General features: G+C 69.5%; 13 protein-coding genes and 2 tRNA genes. 12 read left to right on the forward strand and 3 right to left on the reverse strand.

Annotated elements, in window-relative coordinates; all coding sequences use genetic code 11:
• Positions 1–16: 16 nt before the first annotated feature.
• From gltX to AC1RTC_RS00270, 7 genes are all read left to right on the forward strand, one after another.
• Positions 17–1,492, forward strand: coding sequence for a glutamate--tRNA ligase (gltX, locus tag AC1RTC_RS00240; RefSeq protein ID WP_493153442.1), 1,476 nt, complete (start codon positions 17–19; stop codon positions 1,490–1,492).
• Positions 1,489–2,400 carry an NAD(P)/FAD-dependent oxidoreductase gene (locus AC1RTC_RS00245; RefSeq protein ID WP_493153443.1) on the forward strand — a complete coding sequence of 304 codons (912 nt, stop codon included), beginning with the start codon at positions 1,489–1,491 and terminating at the stop codon, positions 2,398–2,400. The genes gltX and AC1RTC_RS00245 overlap by 4 nt, the downstream gene beginning before the upstream one ends.
• A 35-nt stretch (positions 2,401–2,435) precedes the next feature.
• Positions 2,436–2,507: transfer RNA gene (locus AC1RTC_RS00250), tRNA-Gln, on the forward strand.
• Between the two features lie 227 nt (positions 2,508–2,734).
• Positions 2,735–3,280 carry a TetR/AcrR family transcriptional regulator gene (locus tag AC1RTC_RS00255; RefSeq protein WP_493153444.1) on the forward strand — a complete coding sequence of 182 codons (546 nt, stop codon included), beginning with the start codon at positions 2,735–2,737 and terminating at the stop codon, positions 3,278–3,280.
• A 77-nt stretch (positions 3,281–3,357) separates the two neighbouring features.
• Positions 3,358–4,767 carry a DHA2 family efflux MFS transporter permease subunit gene (locus AC1RTC_RS00260; protein WP_493153445.1) on the forward strand — a complete coding sequence of 470 codons (1,410 nt, stop codon included), beginning with the start codon at positions 3,358–3,360 and terminating at the stop codon, positions 4,765–4,767.
• Between the two features lie 10 nt (positions 4,768–4,777).
• Entirely contained in the window at positions 4,778–5,272 is a 495-nt protein-coding gene (locus AC1RTC_RS00265; RefSeq protein WP_493153446.1) for a GNAT family N-acetyltransferase, read from the forward strand.
• A gap of 25 nt (positions 5,273–5,297) precedes the next feature.
• Positions 5,298–7,136, forward strand: coding sequence for a DUF2207 domain-containing protein (locus AC1RTC_RS00270; RefSeq protein ID WP_493153447.1), 1,839 nt, complete (start codon positions 5,298–5,300; stop codon positions 7,134–7,136).
• A 49-nt stretch (positions 7,137–7,185) separates the two neighbouring features.
• Here AC1RTC_RS00270 and AC1RTC_RS00275 read toward each other — a convergent pair whose 3' ends face one another.
• Positions 7,186–7,824: an MBL fold metallo-hydrolase gene (locus tag AC1RTC_RS00275; RefSeq protein ID WP_493153448.1), complete on the reverse strand. Its 639-nt coding sequence runs from the start codon at positions 7,822–7,824 to the stop codon at positions 7,186–7,188.
• A 48-nt stretch (positions 7,825–7,872) separates the two neighbouring features.
• On the opposite strand from AC1RTC_RS00275, the gene AC1RTC_RS00280 reads away from it, so the two are divergent.
• The 3 genes from AC1RTC_RS00280 (at position 7,873) to AC1RTC_RS00290 (ending at position 11,479) form a co-directional block, all read left to right on the forward strand.
• Positions 7,873–8,148, forward strand: a complete 276-nt coding sequence (locus tag AC1RTC_RS00280; protein ID WP_493153449.1) for a metal-sensitive transcriptional regulator — start codon at positions 7,873–7,875, stop codon at positions 8,146–8,148.
• A 2-nt stretch (positions 8,149–8,150) separates the two neighbouring features.
• The gene (locus tag AC1RTC_RS00285) at positions 8,151–10,229 is read left to right on the forward strand and encodes a copper-translocating P-type ATPase (protein ID WP_493153450.1); all 2,079 of its coding nucleotides are present in this window, start codon (positions 8,151–8,153) and stop codon (positions 10,227–10,229) included.
• A gap of 317 nt (positions 10,230–10,546) precedes the next feature.
• On the forward strand, positions 10,547–11,479 hold the full coding sequence (locus AC1RTC_RS00290; protein WP_493153451.1) for a diacylglycerol/lipid kinase family protein: 933 nt from the start codon (positions 10,547–10,549) through the stop codon (positions 11,477–11,479).
• Here the strand turns inward: AC1RTC_RS00290 and AC1RTC_RS00295 are convergent.
• Positions 11,468–11,902: a hypothetical protein gene (locus tag AC1RTC_RS00295; protein ID WP_493153452.1), complete on the reverse strand. Its 435-nt coding sequence runs from the start codon at positions 11,900–11,902 to the stop codon at positions 11,468–11,470. The genes AC1RTC_RS00290 and AC1RTC_RS00295 overlap by 12 nt on opposite strands.
• Positions 11,903–11,968: 66 nt before the next feature.
• On the opposite strand from AC1RTC_RS00295, the gene AC1RTC_RS00300 reads away from it, so the two are divergent.
• A tRNA-Glu gene (locus AC1RTC_RS00300) sits at positions 11,969–12,041 on the forward strand.
• A gap of 130 nt (positions 12,042–12,171) precedes the next feature.
• Positions 12,172–14,682 carry an NB-ARC domain-containing protein gene (locus AC1RTC_RS00305; RefSeq protein WP_493153453.1) on the forward strand — a complete coding sequence of 837 codons (2,511 nt, stop codon included), beginning with the start codon at positions 12,172–12,174 and terminating at the stop codon, positions 14,680–14,682.
• Here AC1RTC_RS00305 and AC1RTC_RS00310 read toward each other — a convergent pair.
• Positions 14,669–16,219 carry a hypothetical protein gene (locus tag AC1RTC_RS00310; protein ID WP_493153454.1) on the reverse strand — a complete coding sequence of 517 codons (1,551 nt, stop codon included), beginning with the start codon at positions 16,217–16,219 and terminating at the stop codon, positions 14,669–14,671. The two genes, AC1RTC_RS00305 and AC1RTC_RS00310, sit on opposite strands and share 14 nt — an antisense overlap.
• Between the last annotated feature and the right edge of the window lie 99 nt (positions 16,220–16,318).

A 16,318-nucleotide genomic window follows, 5' to 3' on the forward strand; every position in this document is an offset into this window, starting at 1 on the left:
CGTACACTTGACAGCGATGACTGCGCCATTCTCCACTGCTGCCGGTTCCGACGTCCGCGTCAGGTTCTGCCCCTCGCCGACCGGTACGCCGCACGTCGGCCTCATCCGCACTGCCCTGTTCAACTGGGCCTACGCGCGGCACACGGGCGGCAAGCTCGTGTTCCGCATCGAGGACACGGACGCCGAGCGCGACAGCGAGGAGAGCTACCTCCAGCTGCTCGACGCACTGCGCTGGTTGCGGATCGACTGGGACGAGGGCATCGACGTGGGCGGGCCCAACGAGCCCTACCGCCAGTCGCAGCGGACCGGGATCTACCTCGACGTGATCGAGAAGCTCAAGGCATCCGGCCACCTGTACGAGTCGTTCGCCACGGGCGAGGAGATCGAGGCGCGCAACGTCGCGGCCGGCCGCGACCCGAAGCAGGGCTACGACAACTTCGAGCGCGACCTCACCGAGGAGCAGCGGGAGGCGTACCGCGCCGAGGGCCGCCAGCCCGCGCTGCGGCTGCGCGTGCCGGACAGCGATCTGAGCTTCGACGACCTGGTGCGCGGCGAGATCACGTTCCCGGCCGGGTCCTTCACCGACTTCGTCGTGGTTCGCCCCAACGGTGCGCCGCTCTACACGTTCGTGAACCCCGTCGATGACGCGCTCATGGGCATCACCCACGTGCTGCGCGGCGAGGACCTGCTCTCGTCCACCCCACGGCAGATCGCGCTCTACACGGCGCTCATCGAGATCGGGCTTACCGAGTTCATCCCGCGCTTCGGCCACCTGCCGTACGTGACGGGGGAGGGCAACAAGAAGCTCTCCAAGCGCGATCCCGAGTCGAACCTGTTCCACCACCGCGACCGCGGGTTCATCCCCGAGGGCCTCGTCAACTACCTCGCCCTACTGGGCTGGTCGTTCACGCACGACCGTGATGTGTTCTCGATCGACGAGATGGTCGCCGCGTTCGACGTCGTCGACGTGAACCCCAACCCGGCGCGGTTCGACGTGAAGAAGGCCGAGTCGATCAACGGCGACCACATCCGCCTGCTGACCGTCGAGGACTTCGCCGACCGCCTGCTGCCGTACCTCGGCGACCTGGTCAAGGACGACGCCGACCGCTCCATGCTGCTCGCCGCCGCGCCCCTCGTGCAGGAGCGCATGCAACTGCTCGGCGAGGCGCCCGAGCTGCTCGCGTTCCTGTTCACCCCCGACGACGAGCTGCAGTTCGCCGCCGACGCAATGCCGGGGGACGAGGGCTCCGTGGTGCTGGAGGCCGCGGCATCCGTGCTGCCCGCCGTCGCCCCGTGGAACACGGAGGCCATCGAGGCGGCCCTGCGCACCGAACTCATCGACGTGAAGCAGCTCAAGCCCCGTGTCGCGTTCGGCCCCCTGCGCACCGCGATCTCCGGCCGCCGGATCAGCCCGCCCCTGTTCGAGTCCATGGAGCTGCTCGGCCGCGAGCACACGCTGGCCCGCATCGAGAGGCTCCGAGCCGCGCTGTGAGCTGGGACGCCGTCATCATCGGCGCCGGTCCCGCGGGGCTGAGCGCCGCGCTCAACCTCGCCCGCGCGCGGCGGCGGGTGCTCGTGCTCGACAGCAACCGGCCGCGCAACTCGGCGACCTTCCACGCGCACGGCTTCCTGAGCCGCGACGGCATCTCCCCGCTCGAGCTGCGGCGCCTCGGCCGCGAGGAGCTCGAGGCCTACCCCGAGGCGTCCTACGAGCGATCGCTGGTCGAGCTTGTCGAGCCCTCGCCCACGGGATTCTCGATCACGCACACGTCCGGCGTCGTCGAGTCGCGCACCGTCATCCTGGCCACCGGCCTCCGCGAGCTCCCGCCGGCGCTGCCGAGCCTGCGCGCCTTCTACGGCACCAGCGCCCACTCCTGCATGGAGTGCGACGGCTACGAGTACGCCGACCGTCCCATCGCCCTCGTCGGCGAGACCGACGACCTGGCCGAGCGCGCACTGCTCATGTCGCAGTGGAGCCGCGACCTCATCGTCTTCACGAACGGCGTCGGCACGGTCTCCCCGGAGGACGAGGCGCACCTCGCGACCCTGGGCATCCGGGTCGACAGAAGGGCGGTGGCGGATGTCGCGGGCGACCGCTCGGGCATCACCGGCGTCGTCCTGGCCGACGGGAGCACGGTGCCGCGCGTCGGCGTCTTCATCCGCCCGAGGTTCGAGGCCGTGCTGGACTTCGCCGCGCCCCTCGCTGTCGACCGCGACCCCGACGGCCTCATCGTGGTCGACGCCGACGGCCGCGCGAGCGTTCCGGGCGTCTACGCGATGGGCGACGTGACCCCGCCCGGCCCGCAGCAGTTGATCGTCGCAGCGGGCACGGGCGCTCGAGTGGCAGCCGCACTCAACCGCGATCTGCTCGGGTTTCACGAGGCCTCGCCGGTACGCTAAAGTAGACAGTCGGCCCGGGCTTGCCCGTGGTCCTGTGGGGTATGGTGTAATTGGCAACACGGAAGATTCTGATTCTTTTGTTCTTGGTTCGAGTCCAGGTACCCCAGCTTCAGACCCTCGATTTCTCCTAGAGATCGAGGGTTTTTTGTTTGCGTTGAACCGTTCCTGAACGCGCGGTGAAACATTCCGACATCGGGTATCCAGCGCGCTCGACGTGAGGTAACGTTTTGATCACGGCGGCCCCGAGGGGCCGCCGTCCAACGTTTAACGCGGGACCGCGGCATCCCGAACCCAGGCTTGCCCGATCGCAGTGAGTGAGTGTACAGTCACTCTCATGGTCCTCTCCACCGCCGACTCCCGCCGGCCCCTCGTCGCAGCCAGCGCGACCCGCGTGTTCGCGCGCGGCGGCTTTCACGGCACCACGATCGCCGCGGTCGCGGAGGATGCCCGCATCTCGCCCGCCTACGTATTCAAGCTGTTCCCCAGCAAGGAGAAGCTGTTCGTCGCCGCTCTCGAGCGCTGCTTCGACGAGATCATGGAGTCAGTGGCCGCCGGTGCGGACGCTTCGGCCGACCAGTCTCCCGAGGGTGTGCTCTACGCCATGGGCGGCTCCTACGCCGAGCTCATCGCCGACCGCACCCTGCTCATGCTCCAGGTGCACGCGCAGTCGGTGGCCGAGATCCCCGAGGTCGGGGATGCCCTGCGTGCCGGCCTCGGCGCGCTCACGCGGTTCGTCAAGACCCGCTCCGGCGCCGATGACGACGACGTGCAGCGGTTCATCGCCTACGGCCAGCTCTGCCACCTCATCGTCACCGTCGGCCTCGAGTCCGTGCCGGAGGAGTGGGCGCGGGTCCTCTCGCACGGCATCCGCCACCCGTGAGCCCGCGCCCGATCGGAAGACTTTTTCATGCCCTCAACAGTGAGTGACCAATCACTCTCCAACGAAAGGAAGAACCAATGACTATCACCGCAACCCCCAGGAGCACGCGGCGCTGGCTCGCGCTCGTCGTGCTCGCGCTGGCGCAGTTCCTCGTCATCCTCGACGCCTCCATCGTGAACGTGGCGCTGCCGGTGGTGGGGCAGCAGTTCGCCCTCGACACCGTCACCCTGGCCTGGGTGATCACGGCGTACGTGCTGCCGTTCGGCGGTCTGCTCCTGCTGGGCGGCCGGCTCGCGGACCGCTACGGGCACCGCAGGCTGTTCCTCATCGGCACCGTGGGATTCGTCGGGGCCTCCGCCCTGGCCGGCCTCGCGGTCGGAGGGGAGATGCTGCTCGCCGCGCGGGCTCTGCAGGGGGCATCCGCCGCCCTGCTCGCCCCGGCTGCGCTAGCCCTGCTGACCCAGCTGTTCCCGGAGCCGGGGGAGCGCACCAAGGCCCTCGGCATCTGGGGGAGCGTCGCGGGCATCGGCGCCGTCGCGGGCGTGCTGCTCGGGGGAGTGCTGACCGCCTCCCTCGGCTGGCGCGCGGTGTTCTTCGTGAACGTGCCGATCGGCGTGCTCGTGCTGGTGTTCATCCCGATGCTCATCACGCGCGACCCTGCGACGGCCCGCACGCGCCTCGACTTCGCGGGCGCGGCGACCATCACCGGCGCTCTCGTCTCCGCGGTCTTCGCGCTCAGCATGGCCCAGCAGGTCGGCTTCGTGCACCCGCTCACCCTCGGCCTCCTCGCGGCTGCGGTTGCCCTCGGAGCCGCATTCGTCGTGGTCGAGCGCCGGGCGGCCGAGCCGCTCGTGCCCCTGGGCATCTTCCGCAACCGCAACCTCGCGACCGGCAACGTGATCGTGCTGCTCGTCGGGGCGGCGATGGTCGGGCTGTTCTTCGCGATCTCGGTCTACACGCAGTCGGTTCTCGGCTACGACGCGCTTCAGGCCGGCCTCTCGCAGCTGCCGCTCGCCGGGGTGCTCGTGCTCGTCGCGGGCTCGGCCCCGGTGATCATCGCGCGGCTCGGCGAGAAGCGCACGCTCGTGGTCTCGCTCCTCGTGCTCGCGGCGGGACTGGTCTGGCTCTCGGCGGCGCCCAGCGACGCCGTCTACCTCGTGCACCTGCTCGGGCCCGGCCTCCTGATCGGCGCCGGGATCGGCGGCGCACTCGTCACCGCGACGCAGCTGTCGGTGGACGGCGTGGTCGGCGGCGAGGCCGGCCTCGCGGGCGGCCTCGTCAACACCAGCCAGCAGATCGGCGGTGCTCTCGGCCTCGCCGTGCTCGCGTCGATCGCCACCGCTCGCGCCGGCGACCTGGCGAAGGCCGGCACCGCGCTCCCCGACGCCCTGACCGGCGGGTTCTCCTGGCTCTTCCTCGGCGCAGCGGCGTTCGTGGCCGTTGCGGCGGTCGTCGCGGGCTTCGCGCGCCGCCCGGCCGCTCGGTAGAGTGACCCGGATGCCCGCCCTCCTCCGCCCCGCCGTCGACGCCGATCTCGACGCCATCCTCGAGATCCACAACGCCTCGATCCGCACGTCGCTCGCGATCTGGACCGAGCTCGAGGTGGACAGGGCGGACCGCGAGCGCTGGCTCGCCGCGCACGTCGCGGACGGGCATCCGGTCATCGTCGCCGAGGTGGACGGGGCGGTTGCGGGCTATGCCGCCTACAGCCGGTGGCGCGAGAGGATCGGCTATCGGTTCACCGTCGAGAACTCCGTGTACGTCGCGGACGCCTACCAGCGGCGGGGGATCGCCCGGGCGCTCATGGTCGAGCTGATCGCCCTCGCGCGGGCCGCCGGCATCCACGTCATGGTCGCGGGCATCGAGGCGGGCAACACCGCCTCGATCGCTCTGCACGAGTCGCTGGGGTTCGAGCCGCCCGTGGTCCTCCGCGAGGTCGGCACGAAGTTCGACTCCTGGCTCGATCTGGCCTTCATGAGGCTCGCGCTCTGACCCCCGCGAGCCCTACTGTTGGCTCGTGCTCGCCCCCAGGATTCTCGCCGGCGCGATTCTCCTTGCCGCCATGCTCGCGGTGCCGGTGTCAGCAGCGGTGGCGGATGACCCCCCTCCCGTGGCGGCGGTGGACGCTCCCGCCGGGGTCGACGACTTCACCTTCGACTCCTTCAGCGCCGACTACACGCTCGGGCGCGACGGCGCCGGGCGGTCGACGCTCCTGACCGTCGAGACGCTCGTCGCCGTGTTCCCGGACTACGACCAGAACCGCGGCATCATCCGCGCGATCCCGACGAAGTACGACGGGCACGGCACCCAGATCGACGTGAAGTCGGTGACCGACGCGGGCGGCAGACCGCGCGACTTCGCGATGGGCACGGACGGCGATTTCACCACGATCACGATCGCCGTGCCGGAGGGCCAGTACGTGCACGGCTCCCAGACGTACGTCATCACCTACACGCAGGCGAACGTCACGCAGTACTTCAAGGACACGAACGACGACGAGTTCTACTGGGACACGAACGGCACCGGCTGGGACCAGCCGTTCGGCTCCATCACGGCCCGGGTGCACGTCGAGCCCGCGCTGCAGGACGCTCTCACGGGCCAGAACGCCTGCTACTTCGGGTACGAGGGCGCGACTCAGACATGCGAGATCGCGACGACGCCCGACGGCGTCTCGGCGAGCGCGACCGACGCCAGCGCGCGGCAGAACCTGACCGTGGCCGTCGGCTTCGAGCCGAGGACGTTCGCGGCGGCGCCCTTCAACCCGCTCGACTACATCCCGCTCGCACCGCTGCTGGCCATCCTCGCCCTCCTCTCGTCCGTCGCGCTGGCGGTGGTCGCGCGCCTCACCGTGCTGCGCGACCACCGGGGGGCGACGGTTGTCGCGCAGTACGAGCCGCAGCCGGGCGTGAGCCCGTGGCTCGCGGCCAACATCTGGGGCAAGCCCAAGAAGGGGATGTCGGCGACGATCATCGACCTCGCGGTGCGCGGCAAGGTGAGGATCCTGGAGCGGGACAGCCCCACCGGCCGGGGGAAGCAGTACGGCGTGCAGGAGGTCGACGACTCGGGCCTCGAGCAGGATTCCGCCCGCGCCATGTACGTGCTCTTCTCGACGGGCTTCTTCAGTGCGCCCAGCCGCTCCGAGCGCTGGTTCAGCCAGCGCGACGTGCTGCTCGGCAGCCAGGTGCAGTCGCTGTCCAAGAGCATCGAGGCCGAGGAGATCGCCCTCGGGCTGCGACGAAACGCGCCGCGCTGGCCCGCCGTCGTGATGGTCGTCCTCGCCGTCGTCGCCTTCCTGATCTTCCTCTTCGGCACCTTCGGCGAAGACGACAATGGGGCGGGAATCGTGTTCGGCGTGCTCGGGGCGAACCTCGTGCCGTGGCTGACGATCTTCCTCATCGTTCAGGTTGCGGGCCGCAAGCCGCTCACCGAGGCGGGCGCGCGAGTGCACGACTACCTGGAGGGGATGCGGCTCTACATCCGGCTCGCGGAGGCCGATCGCCTGCAGATGCTCCAGTCGGTGACGGGCGCCGAGCGCATCTCCGGCAAGGGCGGTGGGGGCGATGTCGTGAAGATCTACGAGAAGCTGCTGCCGTACGCGCTCATCTTCGGCCTCGAGCGCGAGTGGGGCGAGACGCTAGAGCAGTACTACGGCTCGACGCCGCCGGACTGGTACAGCGGCGACAGCTTCTCTGCCTTCCAAGCAGGCGCGTTCGCCAGCGGCATCGCGAGCTTCACATCGAGCGTCTCGTCGACGACGTCGTACTCGAGCTCGGGCGGCTCCTCGAGCGGAGGCGGATCGAGCGGCGGCGGAAGCTCCGGCGGCGGAGGCGGCGGCGGGGGCGGCGGCGGGATCTAGGCCGGTTGAGCAGCCGGGTTGAGTAGGCCGCCCGCGGCCGTATCGAAACCTACAGGTCGAACGACTCCCCGGGCTCGAGCAGGAAGAACTCGCCGCCGCCCTGCGCAGTGGCGGCCTCGATGCGCGCCTGCGTCATGGTCTTGCCGATCTGCGAGAGCACGGCCTCGTGCACGGGGAACGAGCGTCGCGGCTTGACCTCGAGCACGTAGTCCATGGCGTCGCCGATCTTGAGCCAGGGCGCTCCGATCGGCACCGCGAGCGTCTCGACCTCGACGCCCTCGGGCACCGTGTAGGAGTCGCCCGCGTAGTAGAGCGAGCCGTCGACGAGCACGCCGACGTTGTCGACCACGGGGATCGACGAGTGGATCACGGCGTGCTTCTCGCCGAAGAACCGCAGCTCGAACGGCTCGGCCTCGACCGTGTCGCCGCCCTTGACGGTCTCGATGGTGAAGTCCGGTGCGGCTGCCGCCACACCTGCGGGCGCGAGGATGCGCGCGCTCGGGTTGCGGTCGAGAATCCGGTTGAGCTGCTCGGCGGTCCAGTGGTCGGCGTGCTCGTGGGTGATGACGATCGCCACCACGCCGTTGAGGTCGCTGAGCGGCGTGGTGAACGATCCGGGGTCGATCACGAGCGTCGCGTCGCCCTTCGTGATGACCAGGCAGGAGTGCTCGTACTTCGTCAGCTTCATCTTCGTAGCGTATTCCTCCCGTATACCCCCGGGGGGTATAGTGGATGCATGATCGCGGACATCAAGAAGCGCGCACTGCACCGCACCAAGATCCTCGAGGGCCAGATGCGCGGGCTCGAGAAGATGATCGAGAGCGAGGACTACTGCATGGACATCATCACGCAGTCCCTCGCCATCCAGAAGTCGCTGCGGAGCCTGAACAAACTGCTCGTGGAGAACCACCTGCGCACCCACGTCGCCGACATGTTCGCGAACGGGGAGCAGGATGTCGCGGTCGACGAGTTGCTCAAGGTGTACGAGCTCGAGAACAACAGGGGGAACTGACCATGGACCACTCACAGCACCACCACTCGCCGGTCGAGCCTGTCGAGGCCCACCACGACCACCAGGATCACAGCGCTCACGACCACAGCGCTCACGACCACGCCGGCCACGGCGACCACTCTGCCCACGGCGACCACTCCGCCCACGACCCCGCGATCTTCCGCCGCAAGTTCTGGCTGAGCCTCATCCTCACCGTCCCCACTCTCGTGTTCTCGATGGGCCTGCAGGACATCCTGGGCCTCTCCGGCCCGCGCTTCCCCGGCAGCCAGTACATCCCCGCAGCGTTCGGCGTGGCGATCTTCCTGTATGGCGGACTCGTGTTCCTCAAGGGCGCCGTCGCCGAGCTCCGCGCGAAGCAGCCCGGGATGATGACGCTCATCTCCCTCGCGATCGTCGTCGCCCTCGGCTACAGCACGGCCGTGACGCTGGGCCTCCCGGGCATGGACTTCTGGTGGGAGCTCGCCACCCTCATCACCATCATGCTGCTCGGGCACTGGATCGAGATGTCCGCCGTCATGGGCGCGCAGGACGCGCTCGGCGAGCTGGCGAAGCTGCTTCCGGATGAGGCGGACCTCGTCCACGGCGACCATGTCATGCCCGTTCCGGTGGCGCAGCTGGTCGTCGGCGACCACGTGCTCGTGCGCCCCGGTGCATCCGTCCCCGTCGACGGCGAGGTCGTGGACGGGGAGTCCGACGTGAACGAGTCTCTCCTCACCGGCGAGTCGGCGGCGGTCGACAAGAAGCCCGGCTCCGCGGTCATCGCCGGCAGTGTGAACGGCTCAGGGGCCCTCACGATCCGTGTCACGAAGACCGGGGGAGAGACGGCGCTCGCCGGCATCATGAAGCTCGTCGCCGACGCGCAGGGCAGCAAGTCGAGCGCCCAGCTGCTCGCCGACCGCGCGGCCGCCCTCCTCTTCTACGTCGCGCTCGGGGCGGCGATCATCACGCTCGTCGCGTGGCTGCTCCTCCGGCCCGACGACCCGGCCTTCGTGCTGGAGCGGGTAGTGAGCGTGCTCGTGATCGCGTGCCCGCACGCTCTCGGCCTCGCCATCCCGCTCGTGTCGCAGATCTCCACGGCACTGGGAGCACGCAACGGAATCCTCGTGAAGAACCGCCTCGCCCTTGAGGAGGCTCGCGGCATCAGCGTCGTCCTCTTCGACAAGACCGGAACCCTCACCACCGGCCGCCAGGGCGTCATCGGCGAGGTCGACGACGAGGTTCTCGCGCTCGCCGCCGCGGTCGAGTCGAAGTCGGAGCACGCGATCGCGCGCGCCATCGTGGACGCCGCGAAGGAGCGCAAGCTTAAAGTCCCGCGGTCGAAGGGCTTCTCGTCCCTCGCGGGCCGGGGCGTGACCGCTACGGTCGGCGACCGCGAGCTCACCGTGGCCAGCCGCCGCGTTGTGACGGAGCGGGGCCTCGAACTGCCCGCCGAGCTCGTCAACGAGACGCGCGAGGTCTCGGCCGGGGGAGCGACAGTCGTGTACCTGATCGAGGGCTCGAGCATCCTCGGCATGATCGCTCTTGCCGACACCATTCGCCCCGAGTCCGCCGAGGCGGTCGCCCTGCTCAAGAAGCGCGGGGTGCGGGTGGCCATGCTCACCGGCGACGCCCACGAGGTAGGGGCCTGGGTCGCGGGAAAGCTCGGTATCGACGAGGTGTTCGCGGAGGTGCTGCCCGGGCAGAAGTCCGAGGTGGTGGCGAAGCTGCAGGCCGACGGCTCCACGGTCGCGATGGTGGGCGACGGCGTCAACGACGCCCCAGCTCTCGCGACTGCCGACGTGGGCATCGCGATCGGGGCGGGCACGGATGTCGCTATCGAATCGGCAGGCATCGTGCTCGCGTCGAGCGACCCCCGCGGCGTCGCCGAGACGCTCACGCTGAGCCGCGCGACGTGGCGCAAGGAGCTCCAGAACCTGTTCTGGGCGACCGGCTACAACGCGGTGGGCATCCCGCTCGCGGCAGGCGTGCTGTTCGGTGCGGGCATCCTGCTCCCGCCGGCCCTCGCCGCCGTGTTCATGTCGGCCTCGACGATCATCGTCGCCGCGAACGCGCAGCTCCTGAGGCTGCTGAAGCTGCGCTAGCCGGCAGGTTGAGTGGGCCCCCGGGGCCGTATCGAAACCTCACGACCAGGCAGGTTGAGTGGGCCCCCCGGGGCCGTATCGAAACCTCACGACCAGGCAGGTTGAGTAGGCCCTCTAGGGCCGTATCGAAACCTCACGACCCCGAACGTCGGTTTCGATACGCGCGCCAGGGCGCGCTACTCAACCCGCTGGGGCCCTAACCTCGGTTTCGATACGCGCGCCAGAGCGCGCTACTCAACCCGCTGGGGCCCTAACCTCGGTTTCGATACGCGCGCCAGAGCGCGCTACTCAACCCGCAGGACCGGCATACTTAGCCCGTGACGACGACGAAGCCGAAGCGCCTGGTAGTGGCGATCAACCCGACAGCATCGTTCGGCAAGGGGCGTGACGTGGGCCCAGCCGTCGTGCAGACCCTCCGCGCTCTCGGCCACGACGTGACGAGCCTGCAGGAGCCCGACTTCGAGCAGCTCATGGCCGCGGGTCGCAAGGCCGTGGCGGGCAAGCCCGACGCGCTCATCGTGGTGGGCGGCGACGGCATGGTCAACCTCGGCACGAACCTCGTCGTCGGCACGAAGGTACCGCTGGGGATCGTCCCCTCGGGCACGGGCAACGACATGGCCCGGGGCCTCGGCATCCCGCACGAGAACACCGAGCACGCCATCGAGACGCTCGTGGCATCCCTCGACCGCCCGTCGCGCGCCGTCGACGCCGGCCGCGTCGAGTACGTCGAGGACGGCGCACCCGCCGTCCGCTGGTTCGCGTGCGTGCTCTCCGCCGGGTTCGACGCGATCGTGAACGAGCGCGCCAACAACATGGAGCACCCGAAGGGGCCGAGCCGCTACCTGCTCGCGCTGGCGCTCGAGCTGGCGAAGCTCAAGCCGATCCCGTACCGCCTCGTGCTCGACGGCCGGGAGATCGTGACGGCGGGCGCCCTCATCAGCGTCGGCAACAACGTCTCGCTCGGCGGCGGCATGAAGGTCACGCCCGACGCCCTCGTCGACGACGGGCTGCTCGACGTCCTGGTGGTTCAGGCGCTATCGCGCATCTCGTTCTTGAGGATCTTCCCGCGCGTGTTCAAGGGAGAGCACGTGTCCGACCCGCGGGTGGCGATCCACCGCGCGAAGAAGATCCGGATCGAGTCGGAGGGCGTCGTGGCCTACGCCGATGGCGAGCGCATCGGGCTGCTGCCCCTCGACATCGAGGTGGTGCCCAAGGCGATGCGCATCCTCGACCAGCAGCTAGGACGCTGAGTTCGTCACCAGACAGGAGTAGTGCATGGTCTCGACGCCCTCCGGGCTCGTCTCGTTCGAGACGATGTACTCGGGCTGGGGGTCGTCGTCGCGGTCCGCCGAGTAGAGGTTGATGCGGTCGCGGCAGGCGGAGATGACCGCCAGCTGGAGCGTCTCGAAGTAGTCGATGCGCTTCTGGGTCAGCGTGCCCTTCCCGACCACCACGTGCGTGTGCGGCGCGGAGCACGGCACCACTGTCGCGAGCGCGAGGTTGCTGCCGTCCACGAAGGTGAAGCAGTCGCCGACCCACGCCTCGGTGGAGGGCATCTGCAGCGCCTTGACGATCTTCCCGTCGGCGTCTCTCGTGGGGGCGAGCACGTCGCAGCCCGAGAGCGCGAGGGTCGTCGCGACGACTGTCGCGAGGGCGATGATGGCGCGCCGCACTCTGTTCCTTCTTCCGTGTTTGGCGAGGCCTCGCCCGGTATGGCATACTCGTAAAGTTGTCGTGACGGCCCCATCGTATAGAGGCCTAGTACGCCGCCCTCTCACGGCGGTAACGCGGGTTCGAATCCCGCTGGGGTCACAATAGCGAAAACCCCCGGTCCATCCGGGGGTTTTTGTCATTTTCGCGCCACGGCTCTCGTGTCGACCGGCATCCTGTTTCGCGCGGCGTCCGCGACCGCGACCGACTACGGTTTCTGGCGGAGGGTCAGATGGACGGACAGGCACCGCTCACGCAGTGGCGGCGCGTGATGCACCGCGACCGCTTCCGTGCGACCGGACGCGACTTCGAGGACTACATCACGGAAGTTCTTCAGCACTTCCACCCGGACTTCCTCAACCCCGCGCCGGTTGGCCGCCTGGGAGACGGCGGAAGCGACGGACTCGCTGAGGCAGGCCGGATCCTCTATGCCTGCTACGGCACCGGTCGGGGTTCGGGCGCCGAATCGGCGCTCGAGAAGAAGCTGCTCTCGGACTTCGAGCGCGCCCTGGCCTCCTATCCCCGCTTCACGGAGTGGAGGTTCGTCACGAACGCCGTCGTGGGGCCGAAGGCCGCTGCCGCTGTCCTCGAGATCCAACGGGCTCATGGCGCCGATTCGGCGCGGCCTCTGACGGCGGTCGTCTGGGGTGCTGATCAGGTGTGGCAGAACGTGATCGACTCGCTGCCCGAGGCGCGGCTCCTGGCGCTGTACGGCGAGCCTCCGACCCGGCCGCGGCTCGTACCGCAGCAACTGCAGACCCGGGGGCACGCCTTCGTGAACCGGAAGAGGGAGCTGACCGCGCTCGACGCGGTGCTCGACCGAGCGGTGGAGGCGAACCGCCCGACAGTCGCGATCCTGCACGGCGGGCACGGTGCGGGCAAGACAGCGATCGGGGAGCACTGGTCTCGGCAGCACCAGGGCCGGTTCGCCAGCGGTCAGATCGTGGTGGACTTCGGCGAGATGAGGCGCGCGGGGAGCGTGAGCCCTGGGGAGGTGCTCGGGGCGGTGCTCCATGATCTCGGCTACAGCACCGCCGAGATACCGGAGGGCCTCGAGCGGCGCACCGCGTTCTACCGCAGCGTTACGGCCGAGTCGCACCGGGCGCTCCTCGTCGTCCTCGACGATGTCGAGACCTCGGCGCAGGTTCGTCCGCTGATCCCCAACTCACCGGGAAGCGCGGTTATCGTGACGACCCGCGCAAGCTTGGAAGACCTCCTCATCGGCGTTGCGGAGGCGGTGGAGATTCAGCGCCTGGCTCCCGACAAGGCTGAGCACCTGTTCGAGGAGCTGGTCGGCTCGGACCGCGCGCGGGCCGAGCCGACCGCCGTCACCGCCCTGCTCGCCTTCTGCGACGGTCTCCCGCTGGCGATCACGATCGTTGCTGCCCGGCTCCGGGCCGACGCAGAGCGGAAGGTCGGCGAACTCGTCGCGTCGCTCGAGGCGGAGTCAACACGCCTGCAGCGACTCGGATACCGCAACGGCATATCTCTGGAGGCCGTGTGGGATGACGCCTACGACCAATTGACAGAGCGGGAGGCGGCCGCCTACCGACGCCTTGGACAACATCCGGCTTCCAGCTTCACGCTCGAATCGGCCAGCGCTGCGATTGCCGATTCGCCTGATGCTGTCGCCGAGCTCCTCGAGTCACTCCGAGACCGCCACCTGCTGGAGAGCATCCCCGGCCATCCGCGCCGGTACCGGTACCACGATCTGCTCCGCCTCCACGCTCGCCGCAGAGCGGATGAGGCCGACGGCCCGGAGAGTCGCCAGCGCGTGGTGGAGCGGGTGGTCGAGCACTACGTGGCGCTCTGCGAGTGGATGGACCGGTCGATCACGCCGAAGAGGCTCCGGCTGGCGACCGGGACCCTCCCGGAGGTGGAGGCCCCAGTCGCGCCCTCCGTCGCGCGCGCCCGGTTCCAGGCCGAGCGATCGAGCATCCTCAGTACGCTCGACGCGGCGCGAGCAGCCGGCGCGAACAACGGCGTCTGGTCGATTGCGGAGGCTCTCTGGCCGCTCTACAGCGGACAGGGTCTGAGCGCCGAGGCAGCGACCGTCTTCTCCCAGGGTGCGGAGGCCGCCGCTGATGATGGGCGTGAGGATGCCTCCGCGCGCCTCTGGGGGCTGGTCGCCCGGATGCTGCTCGAGCAGTCGGACGTCAGCGGAGCCCGCACAGCGATCGCGCGCGCCTGGCAGGCGTTCGGGGAGGGCGGCGATGTCCGCGTGGAGGCCACCCTCTGCGAGGCGTCCGGAATCCTGCATTCGAATGCGGGTGATCCCGCTCGCGCCCGTGCGATGTTCGAGCGCGCGCGCGAGCTGTGCGTCCAGCAGGAGAACCGGCGGGGGATTGCCATCCAGGACTACCTCATCGGCAAGGCGCACGCGGACCTCGAGGACTGGCCGCGGGCGCTCGCCGCGCTGGCATCGTCGGCAGGGGCGGTCAAGGATCTGGGAGACGGTGTCCTCCTGGCACGGGTGCTCTTCCACCTGGCTCGGGCACTCGAGCGCTCGGGACGTGACGGCGACGCTGCACTGGAGTACGAGCGCTGCGTCGAATTGGCCGCGGTCGCCGGGAACGTCCGCTACGAGGCGCGGGCGAACGAAGCCCTTGGCGAACTCGACGTCCGCCGTGGCGACGCGATCGCGGCGCGGGAGCACTTCCTCCGCGGTGCCGACCTGCTGCGGCTGCGAGACGCGGAGCACGCCGCCGCCCTGGAGGAGCGCGCCAGGCTCATTCCCGGCTGATGGGCCCCAGCTCGACGGTGACGACGGCCTTGCCGAGCAGGATCCGGAGCCGCTCGGTGGCGCCGGCGTGCAGTGCGCCTACGGCAATGACCCCGGCGGGTGCAGTCGCCGGCCCAACTTCATGGGCGATCATGTCGCGCCCGTCTCGAGTTCGAATCCGCCAGCTGCGGGCGTCGAGATCGTGGGCGCAGACCGCGGAGGCCCCTGGGAATCGCTCAAGGGCGGCGTCGAGCCCCCTGGCGCCTACGCCAGCGCTGCCTCCGCCATCAACCATGACGAGGTCCGCGCTCTCCAGGAGCTCTGTTCGCGGTTCGTTCTCCGAAGAGAAGAGAAGTCGCGGCTCATCCACGTCCGGGGCACCGGCGCTCGCTGGCGTGCGCTCGAGGAGCACGTTGCCCCTGCCCAGGTCGGCAACGCTGAAGAAGTGGGACCACGGAGTGCGCCACTCCACAACGGGGGAGGGTGCGGTCGAGTTCGTGGCCGGCGCGATCGGTTCGTCGATGCCCAGGAGCTCGTAGATCAGGGCGCGGAGCCGGGCCGTCGCCTGCCCTTCGAAGGCGAAGGTCTCTCGGCGCAGCGCGTCACCGCCCCCGGTCTCGACCAGCGGATTCGGCTCTCCGAGCAGGGTGCGCACATCGTCGGCGCGCGCGAATCGTGGAGCCACGTCACCGAGCCTGCGCGGCGGAGTGTCGATCATCTCGTGGCCGCCGTGGGCGCGCAGCCAGACAGGCCTTCCCGCCGCCGCGGCGTAGAAGGTGACGGAGCCGTGGTCTCCGAGTACGGCGTCGGCCGCGATAGCAGTCGGCCGCCATCCCTGTTGGTAGGGGATGAGCCTCAAGCCGGCGTCCAGCGCGCGGCGGAGCCAGAGCCGCACCTGCCAGTCGCCGTGGCCGACCCACACGTTGGGGTGCAAGACCGCCGCTACGACATACTCGTCGTACGGCAGCGATCGCAATAGCCCCTCGAAGAGCTCCGGGTCGGTCGCGAGCAGTGAGGCCGGCCCCCAGGTAGAACTGACGAGGACCAGCCGCTGCTGCTCGCCGACGCCGAGGGCCCGCCGGTACTCGGAGCGGCGCTCTGAACTGGCGAGGATCATGTCGAACGCCGGATCCCCGGTGATGCGCGCTTCTGCCCCTTCGGGCAGTGAGTGCACGAAGACTTCGTGCGGCAGGGCGTAGACGGTCCGGTCCTGCGCTGCAGCGCCTTCAGAGTCCCGTGATGCGATTGTCGAATCCCGCCTCGGCATCGAGGTCATCCGCGAGTGGCCTGGCCCGTGAGGCAGCAGCAGAAGCGGCGCCTGCAGTGCTTCGACCCCTCCGAGGTGGCTCGCGGCGATGGCGAGATCGAATCGCAGCGCGAGCGCCTGGTGCCAGGGAATGACGGGCAGTCCCGCAGAATCCAGCATCTCGTCCAGCCCCCGGGAATAGGCGGACCGCTCGCCGTTGACGGTGAAGACGAGTTGTGCGCGCCAGTCGGAGAGGACATCGGGGAGCAGTTCGAGCAGCCAGGCAAGCGTCGTGGGGGTGCGGATGACCACGAGTACCGTCTTGCTGGCCTGGGCGGTGTTCCAGCGGGGCGCTTCAGGCCCTACCGGGACCCGGCTCCACTCTTCCGGGGGGGGGGGGGGGGGGGGGGG

It is taken from the genome of Rhodoglobus sp. GW821-FHT12B09, from assembly GCF_058809925.1.

Bases quoted from the DNA above. Each gene is read 5' to 3' on its own strand.
- AC1RTC_RS00255 (WP_493153444.1), top strand. From the start codon at position 2,735: ATGGTCCTCTCCACCGCCGACTCCCGCCGGCCCCTCGTCGCAGCCAGC.
- AC1RTC_RS00265 (WP_493153446.1), top strand. From the start codon at position 4,778: ATGCCCGCCCTCCTCCGCCCCGCCGTCGACGCCGATCTCGACGCCATC.
- AC1RTC_RS00280 (WP_493153449.1), top strand. From the start codon at position 7,873: ATGATCGCGGACATCAAGAAGCGCGCACTGCACCGCACCAAGATCCTC.
- AC1RTC_RS00285 (WP_493153450.1), top strand. From the start codon at position 8,151: ATGGACCACTCACAGCACCACCACTCGCCGGTCGAGCCTGTCGAGGCC.
- AC1RTC_RS00275 (WP_493153448.1), bottom strand. From the start codon at position 7,824: ATGAAGCTGACGAAGTACGAGCACTCCTGCCTGGTCATCACGAAGGGC.
- AC1RTC_RS00305 (WP_493153453.1), top strand. From the start codon at position 12,172: ATGGACGGACAGGCACCGCTCACGCAGTGGCGGCGCGTGATGCACCGC.
- gltX (WP_493153442.1), top strand. From the start codon at position 17: ATGACTGCGCCATTCTCCACTGCTGCCGGTTCCGACGTCCGCGTCAGG.
- AC1RTC_RS00260 (WP_493153445.1), top strand. From the start codon at position 3,358: ATGACTATCACCGCAACCCCCAGGAGCACGCGGCGCTGGCTCGCGCTC.